General features: G+C 64.5%; 16 protein-coding genes, 1 tRNA gene and 1 pseudogene. 12 read left to right on the forward strand and 6 right to left on the reverse strand.

Annotation, left to right across the window (positions count from 1 at the left end):
- Positions 1 to 84: 84 nt before the first annotated feature.
- Positions 85 to 1,116 carry a hypothetical protein gene (locus tag JKF87_RS00195; protein WP_201096311.1) on the reverse strand — a complete coding sequence of 344 codons (1,032 nt, stop codon included), beginning with the start codon at positions 1,114 to 1,116 and terminating at the stop codon, positions 85 to 87.
- Positions 1,117 to 1,291: 175 nt separating this feature from the next.
- Here JKF87_RS00195 and JKF87_RS00200 point away from each other — a divergent pair, with 175 nt between their 5' ends.
- On the forward strand, positions 1,292 to 2,602 hold the full coding sequence (locus JKF87_RS00200) for a HEPN domain-containing protein (protein WP_201096312.1): 1,311 nt from the start codon (positions 1,292 to 1,294) through the stop codon (positions 2,600 to 2,602).
- On the opposite strand, the gene JKF87_RS00205 is transcribed toward JKF87_RS00200, so the two are convergent.
- Together JKF87_RS00205 and JKF87_RS18700 are read right to left on the reverse strand one after the other, a co-directional pair.
- Positions 2,548 to 3,615 (reverse strand): IS3 family transposase, encoded by a 1,068-nt coding sequence (locus JKF87_RS00205; RefSeq protein ID WP_250132254.1) that lies wholly within the window; start codon positions 3,613 to 3,615, stop codon positions 2,548 to 2,550. The genes JKF87_RS00200 and JKF87_RS00205 overlap by 55 nt on opposite strands.
- A pseudogene (locus tag JKF87_RS18700) lies at positions 3,582 to 3,734 on the reverse strand (transposase); the annotation flags it as partial. The pseudogene JKF87_RS18700 and the gene JKF87_RS00205, both read right to left, overlap by 34 nt.
- Positions 3,735 to 4,085: 351 nt before the next feature.
- On the opposite strand from JKF87_RS18700, the gene JKF87_RS00210 reads away from it, so the two are divergent.
- The 5 genes from JKF87_RS00210 (at position 4,086) to JKF87_RS00230 (ending at position 7,968) form a co-directional block, all read left to right on the forward strand.
- Positions 4,086 to 5,234 (forward strand): DUF3800 domain-containing protein, encoded by a 1,149-nt coding sequence (locus JKF87_RS00210; protein WP_201096313.1) that lies wholly within the window; start codon positions 4,086 to 4,088, stop codon positions 5,232 to 5,234.
- Positions 5,235 to 5,381: 147 nt separating this feature from the next.
- On the forward strand, positions 5,382 to 5,600 hold the full coding sequence (locus tag JKF87_RS00215; protein WP_201096315.1) for a hypothetical protein: 219 nt from the start codon (positions 5,382 to 5,384) through the stop codon (positions 5,598 to 5,600).
- 81 nt (positions 5,601 to 5,681) lie between these two features.
- The gene (locus JKF87_RS00220; protein ID WP_201096316.1) at positions 5,682 to 5,933 is read left to right on the forward strand and encodes a DUF3489 domain-containing protein; all 252 of its coding nucleotides are present in this window, start codon (positions 5,682 to 5,684) and stop codon (positions 5,931 to 5,933) included.
- Positions 5,900 to 6,361 (forward strand): DUF2924 domain-containing protein, encoded by a 462-nt coding sequence (locus JKF87_RS00225; RefSeq protein WP_201096317.1) that lies wholly within the window; start codon positions 5,900 to 5,902, stop codon positions 6,359 to 6,361. The genes JKF87_RS00220 and JKF87_RS00225 overlap by 34 nt, the downstream gene beginning before the upstream one ends.
- A complete protein-coding gene (locus tag JKF87_RS00230; protein WP_201096318.1) occupies positions 6,358 to 7,968 on the forward strand; it encodes a recombinase family protein in 1,611 nt (536 codons plus the stop codon). Before JKF87_RS00225 ends, JKF87_RS00230 begins: the two co-directional genes overlap by 4 nt.
- A 268-nt stretch (positions 7,969 to 8,236) precedes the next feature.
- On the opposite strand, the gene JKF87_RS00235 is transcribed toward JKF87_RS00230, so the two are convergent.
- Positions 8,237 to 8,312: transfer RNA gene (locus tag JKF87_RS00235), tRNA-Ala, on the reverse strand.
- A gap of 294 nt (positions 8,313 to 8,606) precedes the next feature.
- On the reverse strand, positions 8,607 to 9,068 hold the full coding sequence (locus tag JKF87_RS00240; protein WP_201096319.1) for a TIGR02300 family protein: 462 nt from the start codon (positions 9,066 to 9,068) through the stop codon (positions 8,607 to 8,609).
- Between the two features lie 125 nt (positions 9,069 to 9,193).
- Between JKF87_RS00240 and aroA the strand changes: the two genes are divergently transcribed.
- The 6 genes from aroA to mscL all read left to right on the forward strand — a co-directional run bounded on the left by aroA (position 9,194) and on the right by mscL (position 14,421).
- Positions 9,194 to 10,501: a 3-phosphoshikimate 1-carboxyvinyltransferase gene (aroA, locus tag JKF87_RS00245; protein WP_201096320.1), complete on the forward strand. Its 1,308-nt coding sequence runs from the start codon at positions 9,194 to 9,196 to the stop codon at positions 10,499 to 10,501.
- On the forward strand, positions 10,501 to 10,797 hold the full coding sequence (locus tag JKF87_RS00250; RefSeq protein WP_201096321.1) for a hypothetical protein: 297 nt from the start codon (positions 10,501 to 10,503) through the stop codon (positions 10,795 to 10,797). Before aroA ends, JKF87_RS00250 begins: the two co-directional genes overlap by 1 nt.
- A 110-nt stretch (positions 10,798 to 10,907) precedes the next feature.
- Positions 10,908 to 11,552 carry a (d)CMP kinase gene (gene cmk, locus JKF87_RS00255; protein ID WP_201096322.1) on the forward strand — a complete coding sequence of 215 codons (645 nt, stop codon included), beginning with the start codon at positions 10,908 to 10,910 and terminating at the stop codon, positions 11,550 to 11,552.
- Positions 11,553 to 11,751: 199 nt separating this feature from the next.
- The gene (gene rpsA, locus JKF87_RS00260; RefSeq protein ID WP_201096323.1) at positions 11,752 to 13,455 is read left to right on the forward strand and encodes a 30S ribosomal protein S1; all 1,704 of its coding nucleotides are present in this window, start codon (positions 11,752 to 11,754) and stop codon (positions 13,453 to 13,455) included.
- A gap of 219 nt (positions 13,456 to 13,674) precedes the next feature.
- Entirely contained in the window at positions 13,675 to 13,965 is a 291-nt protein-coding gene (locus JKF87_RS00265) for an integration host factor subunit beta (RefSeq protein WP_201096324.1), read from the forward strand.
- 45 nt (positions 13,966 to 14,010) lie between these two features.
- The gene (gene mscL / locus JKF87_RS00270) at positions 14,011 to 14,421 is read left to right on the forward strand and encodes a large-conductance mechanosensitive channel protein MscL (protein ID WP_236260992.1); all 411 of its coding nucleotides are present in this window, start codon (positions 14,011 to 14,013) and stop codon (positions 14,419 to 14,421) included.
- Positions 14,422 to 14,452: 31 nt separating this feature from the next.
- Here the strand turns inward: mscL and JKF87_RS00275 are convergent, their stop codons facing one another.
- A complete protein-coding gene (locus JKF87_RS00275) occupies positions 14,453 to 15,601 on the reverse strand; it encodes an N-acetyltransferase (protein ID WP_201096325.1) in 1,149 nt (382 codons plus the stop codon).
- Positions 15,602 to 15,814 lie beyond the last annotated feature (213 nt).

The following is a 15,814-nucleotide window of genomic DNA, read 5'->3' on the forward strand; positions in this document are numbered from 1 at the left end:
GAGGCTTCATGGGATGGGCTCCAGTTTCGAGCATCATCCGGGGTCTTTGCCGCCTCGAAGGAGCAGGGGAGCATCGCTAACCCCCTAAAGATTTCCGAGCTTAACGCCGTTAGCCCCCCTTCTAGACCGGGCTTTCAGGATCGCTGCGGCAGTCGGCCTGAACCGTCCGTTGGCGCCCTTCTCGAAATACTGGTCGATGCGCTGGTAGATGGACTTCAGGTCGGACAGTTCCCTGATCTCCGCGACGCGCTCCGCGCACCGCTTGCGGGAGATGTCGGGGGACTGCACGATGATCGCCAGAGCCGCCTCTCTTGTTTCCTCGCCGCCCTTGCGGGGCTTTTGAGCATTGCGACGGTTGCCGGCTCTTACATCCGCATGACGGGCTGCGAGGGGAAGAAGGCGTTCGTTCGCCTCCGCCCGGGCCATCAGATAGCCGAACACGGCGCGGCCCTCTTCGTCAGCGCTGTTCTCGGCGGACCAAAGTGCGACGATCGCTTGATGGTAGAGCGGATCGGCGAGGCTGGAGAATGTCGGCCAGTCGCTGCGATCGTCGGACAGCATCAGACTTTCCACGTCTTCCTCGAACCCCAATGCGGTTTGCAATCTCGCGTACAGAGCCTGTTGGGCTTGGAAGTAGTCGCCCCTCGACACGGGCGTCATGACGTCGGCGGCGCCACGGAACTCCCAGGCCTGCGCGATGGGGGTGATGCGACCCGTCGGTGACTTGAGACCCAATTCCGCCCACCGGCTTTCTTGATGATGCGGATGGTCCAGTTGCCCCTGGCCGGCGCGCACGGAGATAACCTTCACGCCGAGGATGACGACGGTGTCTCCCGCCTTGACCTCCTGGGCGCTTCCTCGAGCATTTTGAATCAGGCGATCATCCTCACTACTCCACGGGAACAGCAGCCGAGGCGCGTTTCGATCGAAGCGGACGGACCCAAGTATGGAGGTGGGCGACCATTGCGCCCGATCGAGATCTGGGTGAGCGAGATCGAAGAGAACGCCATCGACGTCAATTCTCTCACCAGCGCGGCAAGCCGACCCGAGATGCCACATGCGCGTGAACATCTCCGCTTCGGCCGGATCCAGCTCCGGGACCTGATCATCGCTCATGGCTTTTCTTCCTTCCCATGGACACCCCGTGTGAGCTGACCGACGTGCATCGCTGCCCGAAGTAACAATGATTGGTTACGCGAAGCGAGATCGGAAGTAAGCTCTCTCGATATTGATGGTTCTCTGAGGAGGGCGGCTGTCGCAGCTTCCCGATGGCCTGCCTTCCGAGTGACGAATGATACCGACCCCACGCCCGATCTCAGCTGCACGCAAACGCCAGGTCGCTGCAGCCTCTGAACTCATCAAGGGGTTGCGTGGAGCCGAGACGCTCGATCTGTTCGCGCACCATTTCCCTGGCGACACCAAGGCGTTCAAACAGGTCGAGGCTGTGATCAAGCCTCAGCGTCTGGAGCTCCGACGGCTGCTCGCCGGCGAGGATATCCATGTCGGGATTGAGATTCTCGATCCTCTCCTATTCCGGCTCATCCGCGACGGATCAGAAGACCCTCTCGCGGAAGCGGTGGCGGAGCTGAACCAGCAGGCGTTTCACGAGCCCGGTTTCGTCCTCTATCCGCTCCATGGCTACGGTGTGATGAAGCCGTTCAGTTTGGGCAGGCCTTCGCTGGATGAAGTCGTCTTCTCGGATCTCGGGGTGGCGGTCGTGCCGCCCACCAAGTCGATCCAGCAAACCATCAAATTCGTCAAAGAGGCGGCCTTGGCCTTGGGGATCAACTCGTCGATCCCGAACCATGTTCTGTCGCAGGAGCATGCGAACCGTAGATTCCGGTGGTTATCGGAAAACCCGCTGATGATGATCCGCGTTCGATCCTATGCGGTCGGCGCCTATGAAAATCAGTCGGAGTATATGCGGAAGCTCGGTCTAGGAGCGGCGCAGGTGATGCTGCTTTCCGTACTGGTCGATCCGACAGACCCCAAACGATTCAGCAGTTCGCGGTCCAGTGATGAGACCTTGGACATCCGCCACTATCTTGTGTTTGAGAATGCGGGCGCCGGACGCGAGCTCTCCTATCGTCGCGTCCCAATGAACCTTTCCTCCACGGCTCTCGCGCAGCTTTCCGATCTCAACGTCGATCTTCATCTCGAGACCCTGAAAGCCTCAACCGGCGCCCAGTTGGCCGCCCGATCAGAGGCCACGATCAACGGCCTGGGCGCCTTTCATCGGGCCAATGTCGTCCCCGGTCAGCAGGATACGGCTCGAACCCGTTTCGCCCTGAAGCTTCTCGACTCCATCTATTGGTTCCGCCGATCGTTTACGGGGAGTGCGATGGATCACGAAGCGATCGTCAGCCTGGCGGTCGCCTTCGAAGCCTTGCTCATCGACTCCTATTCAGGCGGCGTCACCGCGCGCATCGTTGACCGTGCGACCCACATCCTGAAGGCGGAAAGCCAGCCTAAAGCCGTCATCGATCTCGTGCGCAAGCTGTTCAGTGCGCGGGGCGACGTGGTGCATGCTGACGTGCCCCTGAGTTTTCATCCAGCGGCGACCAGAGTCCTTGGGTTAGTTACGCCTCGCAGCGTGGGGTGAGCAACAGGCCGGGCCGCGCAGCTTTCATCCTGCGCAGCGGGTCGGCCTGTTGCGGTCAGACTGGCGGCAAAAGCCTCCGGGGTGAGGTAGCCGATCGACGAGTGCGGCCGGCGGGTGTTGTAGTCCAGCGCCCAGGCGGCGACCTTCTGGCGGGCGTGATCCAGGCTGAAGAACAGGCTCTCGTTGAGCAGTTCGTCGCGCATCCGGCCGTTGAAGGATTCCACAAACCCGTTCTGGGTCGGCTTGCCCGGCGCGATGTAGTGCCAGTCGACGCCATGATCCTGCGCCCAGGCCAGGATGGCGGTGGACGTGAACTCCGTGCCGTTGTCGCTGACGATCATGGCGGGACGGCCCCGCCGAGCGATCAGCGCTGTCAGCTCTCGCGCGACGCGGCGTCCCGAGATCGAGGTGTCGGGGATCGCCGCCAGGCACTCGCGGGTGACGTCGTCGACCACGTTGAGAATGCGGAAGCGGCGGCCCGTGGCGAACTGGTCGTGCACAAAGTCCAGCGACCAGCGGGCGTTCGGCCTGGCCTCGACCAGGATCGGCGCGCGCGTGCCCATGGCGCGACGACGTGAGCGGCGCTTGCGCACCGTCAGGCCTTCCTCGCGATAGAGCCGGTAGATCCGGTTCTTGCCCGAGGGTTCTCCCTCACGCCGCAGCAGCACGAACAGCCGCCGATAGCCGAACCGTCGCCGCTCGACAGCCAGGGCGCGCAGCCGCTCCCGCAGCGCCGTGTCCGGCTGTCGGCAGGAGCGATAGCGCACCGACTTACGGTCCGCCTTGATGATGGAGCAGGCCCGTCGCTCGCTGACGCCGAACGCCGCCTTCAGATGGGCGACGGCCTGGCGCAGCGCCGCGGGCCCTACCACTTTTTTGACAGCAGATCGTTCAACGCGGCTTTGTCGAGCATGGCGTCGGCCAGCAGGCGCTTCAGCTTTCCGTTCTCGTCTTCCAGGGCCCGGAGGCGCTGGGCGTCCGACACGCTCATCCCGCCGAACTTGGCCTTCCAGGCGTAGATCGTGCCCTCCGACACGCCGTGCTTGCGCGCCAGCTCGCCCGCTTTGGCGCCGGCCTCGTTCTCCCGCAGGATCCCGATGATCTGCTCTTCCGTGAATCTCGCTCGTTTCATTCCGTCCGTCCTTTCAAGGGCCGGACTCTAGCTCCGCGTGGAGGAAATTCTCAGGGGCACGTCAATGCGGGTTCGACAAAGTCGAAGCTCGACCTGCCCTTGGCGCGGAAGGCCTATGCCTATTGTCTGATGCACATTTTGGAGCGTCTGGCGCAGATCGACGAGACGCCCACGACCGCCGTTGGCGATCTCCTTGGAGACGTGCGCTCTGTCCGCCCCAAGCTCGACGAGCGAGTTCGCCGGGCATGGCGTGCGTTCAAACAGAACTGAGCTCGGAGTCGTGGCGCAAACCGGTCGCTATGATCCCGCAAGATGCGAAGGCGCCGCCCTCGAGAGAGGTGGAAGAGCACAATGACCCAATCCGACCATGCGCCGTCGCGCTACTTTCTGGATGAGAGCGGCACGACCGGGGACCTGTCCAAGGCTGGGGCCGGTCTTGATTTCAAACAGCAGCCGGTCTTCGCTCTGGCGGCCGTCGGCGTTGATGACGAGCAGGGCCTCGCCGACCGGTTGGCCCAAATTCGTAGGTGCCGGTTTTCGCAGGCCGCCGAACTGAAATCGAGCAAAGGTCATGCGACGTCGGCCGTCGTCTCGGAGCTTCTGGACGCGATAGACGCCTTAGGTGGCGGCATCCTTCTCGAGGTGATGGACAAGCGGTTCACCCTGGGGGCGACCATGATCAACACCCTGGTCATGCGTCCCCTGTCGCCGGACGATCACAATCCGAGCGCGCTCTGGTTCCGCGCGCAACTCGCCGAGCAACTCCATGATACCGCGCCGGTGGAGGTCTATGACGCCTTCATTCAGGCGTGTCGCAACCCGGGAGAGGCGAGCCTGAAGGCCGCCTTCCGCGCCGTCCTTCAATGGGCGCCGCCCGAGACGCCACGCGACAGTCCTGCCGGCGCCATCCGCTTCTTCACTCTCGACAGTCTGAAAGACTATCGCAAAGCCGGTGTGTCGAAGCCGGAGGTGCAGCGCCAGTTCCTGCCGCTTCCCGATTCGGGTCACACGGGCAAGGAGGTCTGGGTCCTCCCGCACCTGTCGGCCTTCACCAATCTCTATGCCCGGATCAACAAGCTTCGGGGCGGGAGCTTGGCGGAGGTGCAGATCGTCCATGACGACCAGCCCTATGTGGCGGAGATCCTCCGGTCGTCGAAACAGGCGGTCGAAGGCCTGGCCGCAGACGACAGGAGGGTGGCGCTCGCGAGGGCCGACTATCGGTTCGTCGAAACATGCGAGTTGACCTTCACGGCTTCGACCGGCTCGCCGGGCGTGCAGGCCGCCGACCTGATCGCCGGCTTCGCGATGCGGTACACCCGCGACGCTCTCGCCGGGACCCTGCCCAGCCCTGAAAGCCTGAAGGTGTTCCGTCGTCTGGCAAACACGCGCGATGGAACGCCCGGGTTCGGCATGAACCTCATGCTGTCGAACCGCGACGTTCTACGGTGCGGTCTCCTTCCCAGTCGAGACCCGGCGGTGCGACCGTCTGCGCCACGTTGACAGCAGGCTCGAGGCGCGCGGGCTCAACCCTCATCGAAAATCCTGCGTCCGCACCTTGATGGCGTCGAGAGACAGGTCGGGAATGTAGATGTCGCGTACCTTCTTCCATACGGCTCTCCCTCGACTTCCGGGTCGAAGGAAGCCCGTATGGAGGCCATGACTGAGAGTGAAGACGAGAACCTCCGACCCCGGCATTTGGAAGACATCATGTTGTCGGCGATCTGGACGCGGCTGGAGCAGGCGGGTGACTTGGCCACGGCCTCCGACGTGATGGACGCCCTGTCACGCGTTTCGGCGTTCGCGGATGAGGTGGGCGTCCTGACCCGTGCCCTGGAACTCCTCCGGCGGATAGAATCCGAAAGCTGAGATTTCTCCTTCTTCCATTGGACTTGGCGGCGGAAGGAAGCGTTGGTCGCTCCACCGCAAGGGTGCGGATGGAGAGAAATCATGAACGAGAACAATGTGAAGGCGACTGGGGAATGTGCATTGAAGCCAGAGCACATCAGCAAGATCAGCCAGGTGATCGCACTGCTGCGCCGTCCCGAAGGCGCCACGGCGGCCCAGATCATGGCGGCGACCGGTTGGCAGGCCCATAGCGTGCGCGGCGCTATCGCTGGGCAGATCCGCAAGAAGCTGGGCCTGGCGGTGGCGACCGAGAAGGTCGAGTGCCTGACCGTCTATCGCATCACGGCTGCCTGATGGCGGAAGACATGGTGACCCTGGAGGGCCTGCGGGCGGAATGGCGGGACAAGTTCATGACCGCCCCGCCCAAGCTCCGATCCCGCGACCTGATGGCGCGGGAGATCGCCTATCGCGAACAGGTCGCCCGTGAGGGCGGCCTTTCCCGGACCATGGAACAGCGCCTGGCCAAGCTGGCCGAGCGGTTCGCCGAGGACGAGGCCTACCAGCCGTCCCAGGCTCCGAGGATCAAGGCCGGCAGTTGCTTCGTGAAGGACTGGCGAGGTGAACGCCATGAGGTCTGGGTGAAGGAGGAAGGCTTCAACTACCGGGGTCGGGACTTCGTCTCCCTCAGCCAGGTCGCCTTCGCCATCACAGGCACGAAGTGGAACGGACCGGCCTTCTTCGGTCAGAGGAAGGCCGGTCATGGAAAGGTCGGGCGACCATGAAGGTCCTGCGCTGCGCCATCTACACCCGCAAATCCACCGAGGAAGGGCTGGAGCAGGGCTTCAACAGCCTGCATGCCCAGCGAGAGGCCTGCGAGGCCTATGTCTTGTCCCAGGCCGGCGAGGGTTGGCAGGCCCTGCCCCGGGAATATGATGACGGTGGCTATTCCGGCGGTAGCATGGAGCGGCCGGGGCTGAAGCAGCTCATGGCGGACATCGCCAAGGGCGAGATCGACATCGTGGTGGTCTACAAGGTGGATCGGCTGACCCGATCGCTACCGGACTTCGCCAAGATGGTGGATGCCTTCGACGCCAGGGGCGTCAGCTTCGTCTCGGTGACCCAGGCTTTCAACACTACCAACAGCATGGGACGGCTGACCCTGAACGTCCTGCTGTCCTTCGCCCAGTTCGAGCGGGAGGTCACGGCGGAGCGTATCCGCGACAAGATCGCCGCGTCCAAGGCCAAGGGGATGTGGATGGGCGGGCCGCCGCCACTCGGGTACGATGGCGTGGACCACAGGCTGCTCCCGAACACCGATGAAGCGCCCACGGTCAGGATGATGTTCGAGCGATACCTCGAACTGCGCTCGGTCCTGGAGCTACAGGCCGAACTGAAGCGACAGGGCGTCCGATCCAAGCTCAGGACCACCAAGGCTGGAAAGGTTCGGGGCGGGGCGGTGATCAGTCCCGGCGCCTTGCGGCTGATCCTGATGAACCCCGTCTACAAGGGCGCGCTCAGGCACAAGGAGAAGCTGGTCGAGGGGGCACACGAGGCGATAGTGCCTCCCGAGACCTGGGAGGCCGTCAACGCGGCCCTGACACGGCGCAGCCAATCGCTCACCGAGGATCGCGCCAAGGGAACCAGCGGCCTTCTGGTCGGCATTCTGAAGGATGACCGGGGACATACGATGCGGCCGGTGCATACCAAAGGGAAGGCTGGCCAGCGTTACCGCTTTTACTCCTCGGTCGCCCTGGAAAATGGAAGGAAGGACGAGGCCGGTAGCGTGGCGCGAATCTCCGCCGGGGTGATCGAGGCCTTCGTCGCCAACAGGATCCTTCCGGCGCTTGATCAAGCCTGGAAAATGGACGCCGACCCCGACCAGCGGTTGAGAACCGCCGTGGCCAAGGTCAAGCTCGGTGAGACCCAGGTTCGTATCCTCACGGCCAAGGGAGCGATTCCTAGGGACCGAACGATCCAGGGCGCCGAACGACAGGAGCGAGCCGACGGCGAGATCGAGTGGATCCTGCCGGTGCGGTTGAAGCACCGACACAACGCGGTCTTGATAGAGGCCGAGGGACAATCCCCAACTGCGGCCAATCGGATTGATCGCGCCCTGGTCAGGGCCGTCGCCATAGCCAGGCGATGGACGGCCGACCTCAGGACGGGTCGTCATGGATCGACCACCCAACTGGCCAAGGCCGAGAATCTCTGTGTTCGGTATCTCGGCCAGATACTGCCTCTGGCCTACATGGCTCCGGATCTGGTGGAGCAGATCGTCTCGGGGCGTCAGCCCCAGGCCCTGTCGCTCGGCGCCTTGATCGCCCGTCCCTTCCCGATGGATTGGAACGAGCAGCGCAGGCTGTTCATGGCCATCGGTGCGGTCGGCTAGACTCGACCCTTACGCACCACCAGAAACACAAGCCCGCCGCCGGTCCTCCGGCGGCGGCTCAGTTCGGGCTAACCCTTCTCCGCGAACACGCACGGCCAAACCCGGAAGTGGAAATGTGGGCCTGGAGAATGGGGCGGGGCACAGCCGACCAAACAGCGCGGAAATCCTCTCCACGGAGAGATTGCCGCGCGAGTTAACCGTCTAACTGTCTGAAAAGAGTGGCCAGTCTCCCCCTTCCCCGGCTGGCCGGTGAAAGGGGGAGACTGATTGGTGGAGCTTAGCGGAGTCGAACCGCTGACCTCTTGCATGCCATGCAAGCGCTCTACCAACTGAGCTAAAGCCCCGGACCTTGCGGTCTGGATCGCCCGGTTCATCTTGCGATGGCCCCCGGCGAGGCGGCGGAAACTATGTCAGGCTTTTTCTAGGATCAAGCCCGTTTCGAGATTTATTTTCACATCGTTCCCGGAGGTGAAAATACGCAGGTTTTTCAAACCGAAAGGTCCGAAAGCCCTGCTGTCCCGCCGCGTTTCTCTAGCGAAAAATGCGGCGGGTGCAACAAGAAATCCGGGCCATTCTCAAAGAGCCGGTGGAAACCGGCCTCAAAGACGCGCGAAGCGCGTCAGGCCCGAATCTCGGGATCAGTCGTCGTCGCGGGTCGGCTTGGTGATTTCGTCTTCCAGCGAGTCGTCGTCTTCGTCCTCGATGAAGGGGACGGAGTCGTCATCGTCGTCGGCCAGCAGATCGTCGTCGTCGCCGTCGGTGGCGCCCATGCCGGCTTCTTCCGAAGCATCGGCGGGGGAATCATCGTCGTCGTCCGGGGTCAGAATCGGCTCGTGGCCTTCCTCGTCGATTTCCGGCGCCCGGACTTCTTCCTCCTCGTCCTCATCGGATTCGGCGGCCTTGTCCTTGACCTGATCTTCCGTGTCCTCGTCGTCGGCCGGATAGCCCGGACGGACGCGACGGCTGCGCAGCTTCAGCGCTTCTTCGGGATCAAAGTCCGTGCCGCACTTGGGGCAGTGGGCGGGACGGCGGTTCAGGTCGTAGAACTTCGCCTGACAGTTGGGGCAGACCTGCTTGGCGCCCAGTTCGGGATTGGCCACGTGCGGACACTTTCAACGGGTTGAATTCGGGGCGGTCCCTTGCCACTCCACGGACCCGCTGTCAAAAGCCATCTTTCGCGCCGCCCGCGCGGCCCTTCCGACATTGCAGCCTCAAGCGGGTGAAAATGCCTTCCCAACTGACCGCCCACCGTTCGTCCGCACTGGCCGGAAAGGTCCGTGCGCCCGGCGATAAGTCCATGTCGCACCGTTCGATGATCTTTGGCGGCATGGCCGTCGGGGTGACCACGGTCGAGGGCCTGCTGGAGGGCGATGACGTTTTGGCGAGCGCCCGCGCCGTCGAGGCTTTCGGCGCCAAGGTCGAGCGCACCGGCGAGGGCGAATGGCGGATCGAGGGGGCGGGCGGCTTCAAGACGCCCCTGTCCGTGATCGACTGCGGCAACGCCGGAACCGGGGTGCGGCTGCTGATGGGGGCGGCGGCGGGCTATCCGCTGACGGCGACCTTTGACGGCGACGCCTCCTTGCGCAAACGGCCGATGAAGCGGGTGACCGGACCCCTGGCCGACATGGGCGCGCGTTTCGGCTGGCTGGCGGCGGAAGACCGCGTGCCGGTGGCACTGACCGGCGGAACCCTGACGGGCATCGACTATGTGCAGACCGTGGCCTCGGCCCAGATCAAGTCGGCCATCCTGCTGGCGGGCCTGAACGCCGAGGGCGTTACGACGGTGACCGAGCCGGAAAAGAGCCGCGACCACACCGAGCGGATGCTGCGGGCCTTCGGCGCCGAAGTCGTGGTCGAGGAGCAGGGCGAGGGCTGGAAGATCACGCTGAAGGGCGGCCAGCCGTTGAAGGCGACCCATGTGGCGGTGCCGGGCGATCCGTCGTCTGCGGCCTTCCCGCTGGCGGCCGGTCTGATTGTTCCGGGTTCGGAAGTGACGGTCGAGGGCGTGATGCTGAATGGCCTGCGCACCGGCCTGTTCGACACCTGGGTCGAAATGGGCGCCGACCTGACCATCAACAACCGGCGTGAAGCTGGTGGCGAGGATGTCGGCGACATCACCGCCCGCTATTCCCAGCTGAAGGGCGTCGTTGTGCCGGAAGAGCGCGCGGCGTCGATGATCGACGAATATCCGATCCTGGCGGCGACGGCGGCCTTTGCGGACGGCGTCACCGTCATGCGCGGCGTGGGCGAGATGCGGGTCAAGGAAAGCGACCGAATCTCGCTGATGGTCGAGGGCTTGCGCGCCTGCGGCGTTCAGGTCGAGGAAGAGCCGGAAGGCTTCCTGGTCACGGGTGGACCTGTGCAGGGCGGCGCCACCGTCGCCACCGCCCATGACCACCGCATCGCCATGAGCCACCTGATCCTGGGTCTGGCCGCCGAACAGCCGGTGTCGGTGCTGGATCCTGAAATGATCGCCACCAGCTTCCCCGGCTTCGTCGACATGATCAACGGCCTGGGCGGACAGATCGACTGATGCCGGACCCCGGCCTGGGCGGGCGCAGGCGCGTCGCCTGGCTCAGTCCGCTCGTGACCCTGGTGATCGCGGTGCTGATCGGCTGGGGCTGCGTGATCGGCGCGCGCGAGGTTCTGCACGGCCTGGACATCGGCGTGCTGAACAACCGCAAGGGGCCGGACGTCCATCTGGTCGAGCGGCCGGTGATCTTCTGGGCCCTGATCGTTTTCTATGCGACGGCCATCGTGGTCAGTGCGGGCATGGCGGTTCTGCTGGCGGCCATCGCCCTGCACGGCCTGTTCGGGCGGCGCGCCTGACCCGGGTTTAGTCCGGGCGGCTGGATTGCCGTGATAATCCTCGCTATCTGGTTCGCCCTCTCGTGCGTTCGGGATGAAGTTTGACTGCGCCACGCGCTGCGGAGACCTGTGTGACCCTGATCATCGCCGTCGACGGCCCGGCCGCCTCGGGCAAGGGCACCATCGCCGCCCGTCTGGCCCTGACCTATGGCCTGCCGCACCTGGACACCGGATTGCTGTACCGGGCCGTGGGCGCGCGCCTGTTGGCCCAAGGGCTGTCGCTGGACGACGAGGCCGCTGCGACCGAGGCGGCGCGGGGGCTGGATGCGTCCGGCCTGTCCGATGATCCCGGCCTGACCACGGGCGAGGCGGGCGAGGCGGCAAGTCGGGTCGCCAGCTTCACCGGCGTGCGCTCGGCCCTGCTGGACCTGCAGCAGGCGTTTGCCGCCCAGGTGGGCGGGGCGGTTCTGGACGGGCGCGACATCGGCACGGTGATCGCCCCTGACGCCCCGGCCAAGCTGTTCGTCACCGCCACGCCCGAGGTGCGCGCTGCGCGCCGCTGGAAACAGCTGGCCGCACGCGGATCGGACATCAGTTTCGAGGACATGCTGGCCGATATTCAGCGCCGAGACGAACGCGACGCCGGGCGGGGCGCGGCGCCTATGGTCCAGGCTGACGACGCGGTCTTGCTGGATACGACCGACATGGGTATAGAAGCCGCCTTCGATGCGGCCCGCCGTATCGTCGAGGCGGCGCGCGCGAAACACGGCCTTTAGGGCGGGTTTGGCAAATCCAACGCTCCAACCTCGGCTTCCGCGGGCGTCCTGATCGTTTCTGAACGGCCTCGCATCCTGACGACCTGACTAAATCCTTTTCCCATCGTTTCACGCGCGGCGTTCAGCCGTTCGAGAAGCGTTCACTCGCGTGAGGCTCTCCGGCCGCGCGCCCTTAGCCCCCAGGATGCTTTTCAGCTCCATGACTGACACCCTCAATCCCTCGCGCGACGATTTCGCCGCGCTGCTCGACGAACAACTCTCGGGCCGCGACTTCGGCGAAGGCCAGGTCGTTCACGGCCGCGTCGTCGGCATTGAAAAAGACATCGTCATCATCGACGTCGGTCTGAAGACCGAAGGCCGCATCGCCATGCGCGAGTTCGGTCAAGGCGAAGACGGCGCCCTGCCCAAGGTCGGCGACAACGTCGAGGTTTACCTGGAGCGCGTCGAGAACGCCCTGGGCGAAGCCGTCATCAGCCGCGACAAGGCTCGCCGCGAAGAAGCCTGGACCCGCCTGGAAGTCGTGTTCGCAGAAGGCCAGCCGGTCAACGGCGCCATCGTTGGCCGCGTCAAGGGCGGCTTCACCGTCGATCTGGGCGGCGCCTCGGCCTTCCTGCCCGGCTCGCAAGTCGACATCCGTCCGGTCCGCGACGTCGGTCCGCTGATGGGCAAGGAACAGCCCTTCGCCATCCTGAAAATGGACCGTCCGCGCGGCAACATCGTCGTCTCGCGTCGCGCCATCCTGGAAGAAGCCCGCGCCGAACAGCGCACCGAGCTGGTCGGCCAGCTGCAAGAGGGTGAAATCCGCGAAGGCGTCGTCAAGAACATCACCGACTACGGTGCGTTCGTTGACCTGGGCGGCATCGACGGCCTGCTGCACGTCACCGACATGTCGTGGAAGCGCGTCTCGCATCCGTCGCAAGTTCTGGCCGTCGGCGACACCGTCAAGGTCCAGATCGTCAAGATCAACCCGGACACCCAACGCATCTCGCTGGGCATGAAGCAACTGCAGTCGGACCCCTGGGACGGCGTGGAAGCCAAGTATCCGGTCGGCGCCAAGTACACGGGCCGCATCACCAACATCACCGACTACGGCGCCTTCGTGGAGCTGGAAGCCGGTGTCGAGGGCCTGGTGCACGTCTCGGAAATGTCCTGGACCAAGAAGAACGTCCACCCCGGCAAGATCGTCTCGACCTCGCAGGAAGTCGACGTCGTGGTTCTGGATGTCGACGCCTCCAAGCGCCGCATCTCGCTGGGCCTGAAGCAGGCTCAGGACAATCCGTGGGACGCCTTCGTCGCCAACCACCCGATCGGTTCGACCGTCGAGGGCGAAGTCAAGAACGCCACCGAGTTCGGCCTGTTCATCGGTCTGGACAACGACATCGACGGCATGGTGCACCTGTCCGACCTCGACTGGTCGGTGTCGGGTGAAGAAGCCATCCAGCGTTACCGCAAGGGCGAAATGGTCAAGGCCAAGGTCCTGGACGTCGACGTCGAGAAGGAACGCGTCTCGCTGGGCATCAAGCAGCTGGGCGGCGATCCGATCGGCGAAGGCGACACCTATCGCCGCGGCCAGCAGATCACCGTCACCGTCTCGTCGATCGAGTCGGGCGGCATCGAAGTCAAGTTCGGTGAAGACGATGCGCCGGTCACGGCCTTCGTCCGCAAGTCGGACCTGTCGCGCGACCGTAATGAACAACGTCCGGAACGCTTCGCCGTCGGCGACCGCGTCGACGCCATGATCACCGCCGTGGACAAGGCCTCGCGCCGCATCTCGGTGTCGATCAAGGCGCTGGAAATGAAGGACGAACAGGAAGCCATCGAACAGTTCGGCTCGTCCGACTCGGGCGCTTCGCTGGGCGACATCCTGGGCGCTGCTCTGAAGAGCGCGAGCGCCAAGGACTAAGCTTTTCCCGCAAGGGAGATGCTGAGGGCGGCGGGAGAAATCCCGCCGCCCTTCTGTTTTTCAGCCTCTGGTCGTGCGGCAAAGCTTGCGATTTTCTTGCTAAAGCCGCGTGTCATTGGCGGATAAGGGCTTTTTCGCGCCGCTGAGCGAGGTTAGGGTGCAGCTTGTGGATCGTTGTCCGGCGGTGGTCCGTCCGATGCGACCCGGCAGGGGGCCTTGATGATCAAGTCTGAACTGATCGAGAAGCTGGCGGCTGAAAACACCCACCTGACCCATGCGGAGGTGGAGCGGCTGGTGAATGTGATTCTGGGAAAAATGACCGAGGCGCTGTCTGACGGCGGCCGGGTCGAGCTGCGCGGTTTCGGCGCCTTTTCCGTCCGGTCGCGTCCGGCGCGTTCGGGCCGCAACCCGCGCACGGGCGAAACCGTCGAGGTGCCGGCCAAGGCCGTGCCTTTCTTTAAAAGCGGCAAGGAACTGCGTGAGCGGCTGAACGCTTCGGGTGACGCCTGAAGGCCTGCGGCCTTGCACTGAATACGACTGACCCGAGGGGAAACTATGAGTCTGGTGTCTGAATTCCGCGAGTTCGCGGTAAAGGGCAATGTGGTCGACCTGGCGGTCGGTGTGATCATCGGCGGGGCGTTCGGCAAGATCGTCACCAGCCTGGTCGATCAGGTCGTGATGCCGCCCATCGGCTGGCTGATCGGCGGGATCAACTTCTCGGACCTCAAGATCACCCTGCCGGTCAATCCGACCAATCCCGAAGGCGCGCCCGCCGTCATCGAATACGGCGCCTTCATCAATGTGCTGATCCAGTTTGTGATCGTGGCCTTCGTCATCTTCATGATGGTCAAGCTGATCAACAAGCTGCGTCGCCAGACGGCGGAAGCCCCGGCGGAGCCCGCCGCCCCGACCGCCACGGAACAGCTGCTGGTCGAAATCCGCGACGAACTGAAGCGCAAGGCCTAAGTCCTGGGCCGTCAGAAAGCCTGAGCGGCGCTCAAGCCTTCGACAGACGACCCTGCGGCGTGGCCTGGACCTGCGCGCGGCGCTTGCGGGCCGACAGGGGCGTCGGGCGGTTGCAGATGGCGTAGTCGCCGTCGAACGGGGTCGGCGCCCAGGCCGAGGCCAGTTCCGGCTCGTCGATCACGGCATGGCCGTGGCCCCAGCCGCCCTCGCGACGGGCCGTCGCCGCCAGAGCGCCCAGGCTTTCCAGAAGCTCCGTCGTCACGACCTGCAGCCGCACCTTGGCCGCGCCCATGCCGCGGGCGTTGGCGACCAGGGCGGCGGCCAGGACCTCGATGGCCTCCGGCGCGGACTTCAGGGCGGCCAGGTCCAGAATGTCCAGACAGGGCGGCTCGATCAGATTGTTCTTGTCCATCGACGCCATGGCGACGCCGACGATGCGGCCGTTGCGGCGCAGGCCCAGCAGCAGCGGACGCACGGTCTGATCGGGGTCGCTCATCCGCCAGCGCATCATGGCCGGGCTGCGGTCGGCCAGCAGATGGCCTTCCGCGACCAGATCGCGCCAGAAGTCGGCGTATTCGGACCGATCCGACAGATCGCGCAGAGGGGCGATGTCGGCGGCCAGTTTCAGCGGTTCGGGGCGGAACAGCCTGCGGTTCATCAGCTGTTCGCCCAGACGCGTCGCCGCTGAGGCCGACAGGCCGCCGAACAGCTTGCGCAGCATCCGCCCCTTGGCGCAGGCCAGTTTGTCGACGATCCAGGACAGTTTCACGCTGGCGGTTTCGACCGGGAAGGGCGTCATGCCGAACTTGGGATACAGGGGCGCCGAGCGGGCGTTGGCGTTCAGGGTGTAGCGGGCGAACATGCCCTGCTGTTTGACGAAGGTGTTGATCAGGCCCCGGCTGGCGCCCTTCTGCTCGGGCGGCACGATGATCGAAAAGCCGGTCGCCCCGTGCAGGATGCGCGGGCCGTGGTGGAAACGCTGCACGAAATTGCCCAGCATGGCGACCGGCGCATCCGCTTCATCGGCGACCACCCAGCCGGACGGGGCGCCGCTGAACAGGCGCGCGGGGTTCTCATCCAGCCAACGCCAGCCGGCCTGCGAGCGCTCTGGCCATCCCACCTGGCGGTGAAGACGGTTCAGCGCGTCGAAATCCGATGGTCGAATGGGTCGGATTGGCATGGCGGTCTCCCATTTTGAAACCCGTTCTGGCTCTCCCTTCCTTCATTGCAGACATTGGGCCATGACGGCTCGCATAGGTTGTATCAGCCGCGCGCAAACCCGCGACCACGGGTCACGCAGGGTTAGCGCTTGTAAACGAATGGGCGCGGTGGTTTTTTCCACGTTTCGCCACGGGGGCGGGAAGACGGACCTGTCCGTCTTCTCTCAATGCGA

Source organism: Brevundimonas nasdae (assembly GCF_016654005.1).
GTDB classification, from domain to species: domain Bacteria; phylum Pseudomonadota; class Alphaproteobacteria; order Caulobacterales; family Caulobacteraceae; genus Brevundimonas; species Brevundimonas nasdae.

Coding starts and splice junctions, on each gene's coding strand:
- JKF87_RS00215 (WP_201096315.1), top strand. CDS start 5,382: ATGGAGGCCATGACTGAGAGTGAAGACGAGAACCTCCGACCCCGGCAT.
- JKF87_RS00275 (WP_201096325.1), bottom strand. CDS start 15,601: ATGCCAATCCGACCCATTCGACCATCGGATTTCGACGCGCTGAACCGT.
- JKF87_RS00210 (WP_201096313.1), top strand. CDS start 4,086: ATGACCCAATCCGACCATGCGCCGTCGCGCTACTTTCTGGATGAGAGC.
- JKF87_RS00195 (WP_201096311.1), bottom strand. CDS start 1,116: ATGAGCGATGATCAGGTCCCGGAGCTGGATCCGGCCGAAGCGGAGATG.
- JKF87_RS00250 (WP_201096321.1), top strand. CDS start 10,501: ATGCCGGACCCCGGCCTGGGCGGGCGCAGGCGCGTCGCCTGGCTCAGT.
- JKF87_RS00200 (WP_201096312.1), top strand. CDS start 1,292: ATGATACCGACCCCACGCCCGATCTCAGCTGCACGCAAACGCCAGGTC.
- rpsA (WP_201096323.1), top strand. CDS start 11,752: ATGACTGACACCCTCAATCCCTCGCGCGACGATTTCGCCGCGCTGCTC.
- JKF87_RS00230 (WP_201096318.1), top strand. CDS start 6,358: ATGAAGGTCCTGCGCTGCGCCATCTACACCCGCAAATCCACCGAGGAA.
- mscL (WP_236260992.1), top strand. CDS start 14,011: ATGAGTCTGGTGTCTGAATTCCGCGAGTTCGCGGTAAAGGGCAATGTG.
- aroA (WP_201096320.1), top strand. CDS start 9,194: ATGCCTTCCCAACTGACCGCCCACCGTTCGTCCGCACTGGCCGGAAAG.
- JKF87_RS00265 (WP_201096324.1), top strand. CDS start 13,675: ATGATCAAGTCTGAACTGATCGAGAAGCTGGCGGCTGAAAACACCCAC.
- JKF87_RS00220 (WP_201096316.1), top strand. CDS start 5,682: ATGAACGAGAACAATGTGAAGGCGACTGGGGAATGTGCATTGAAGCCA.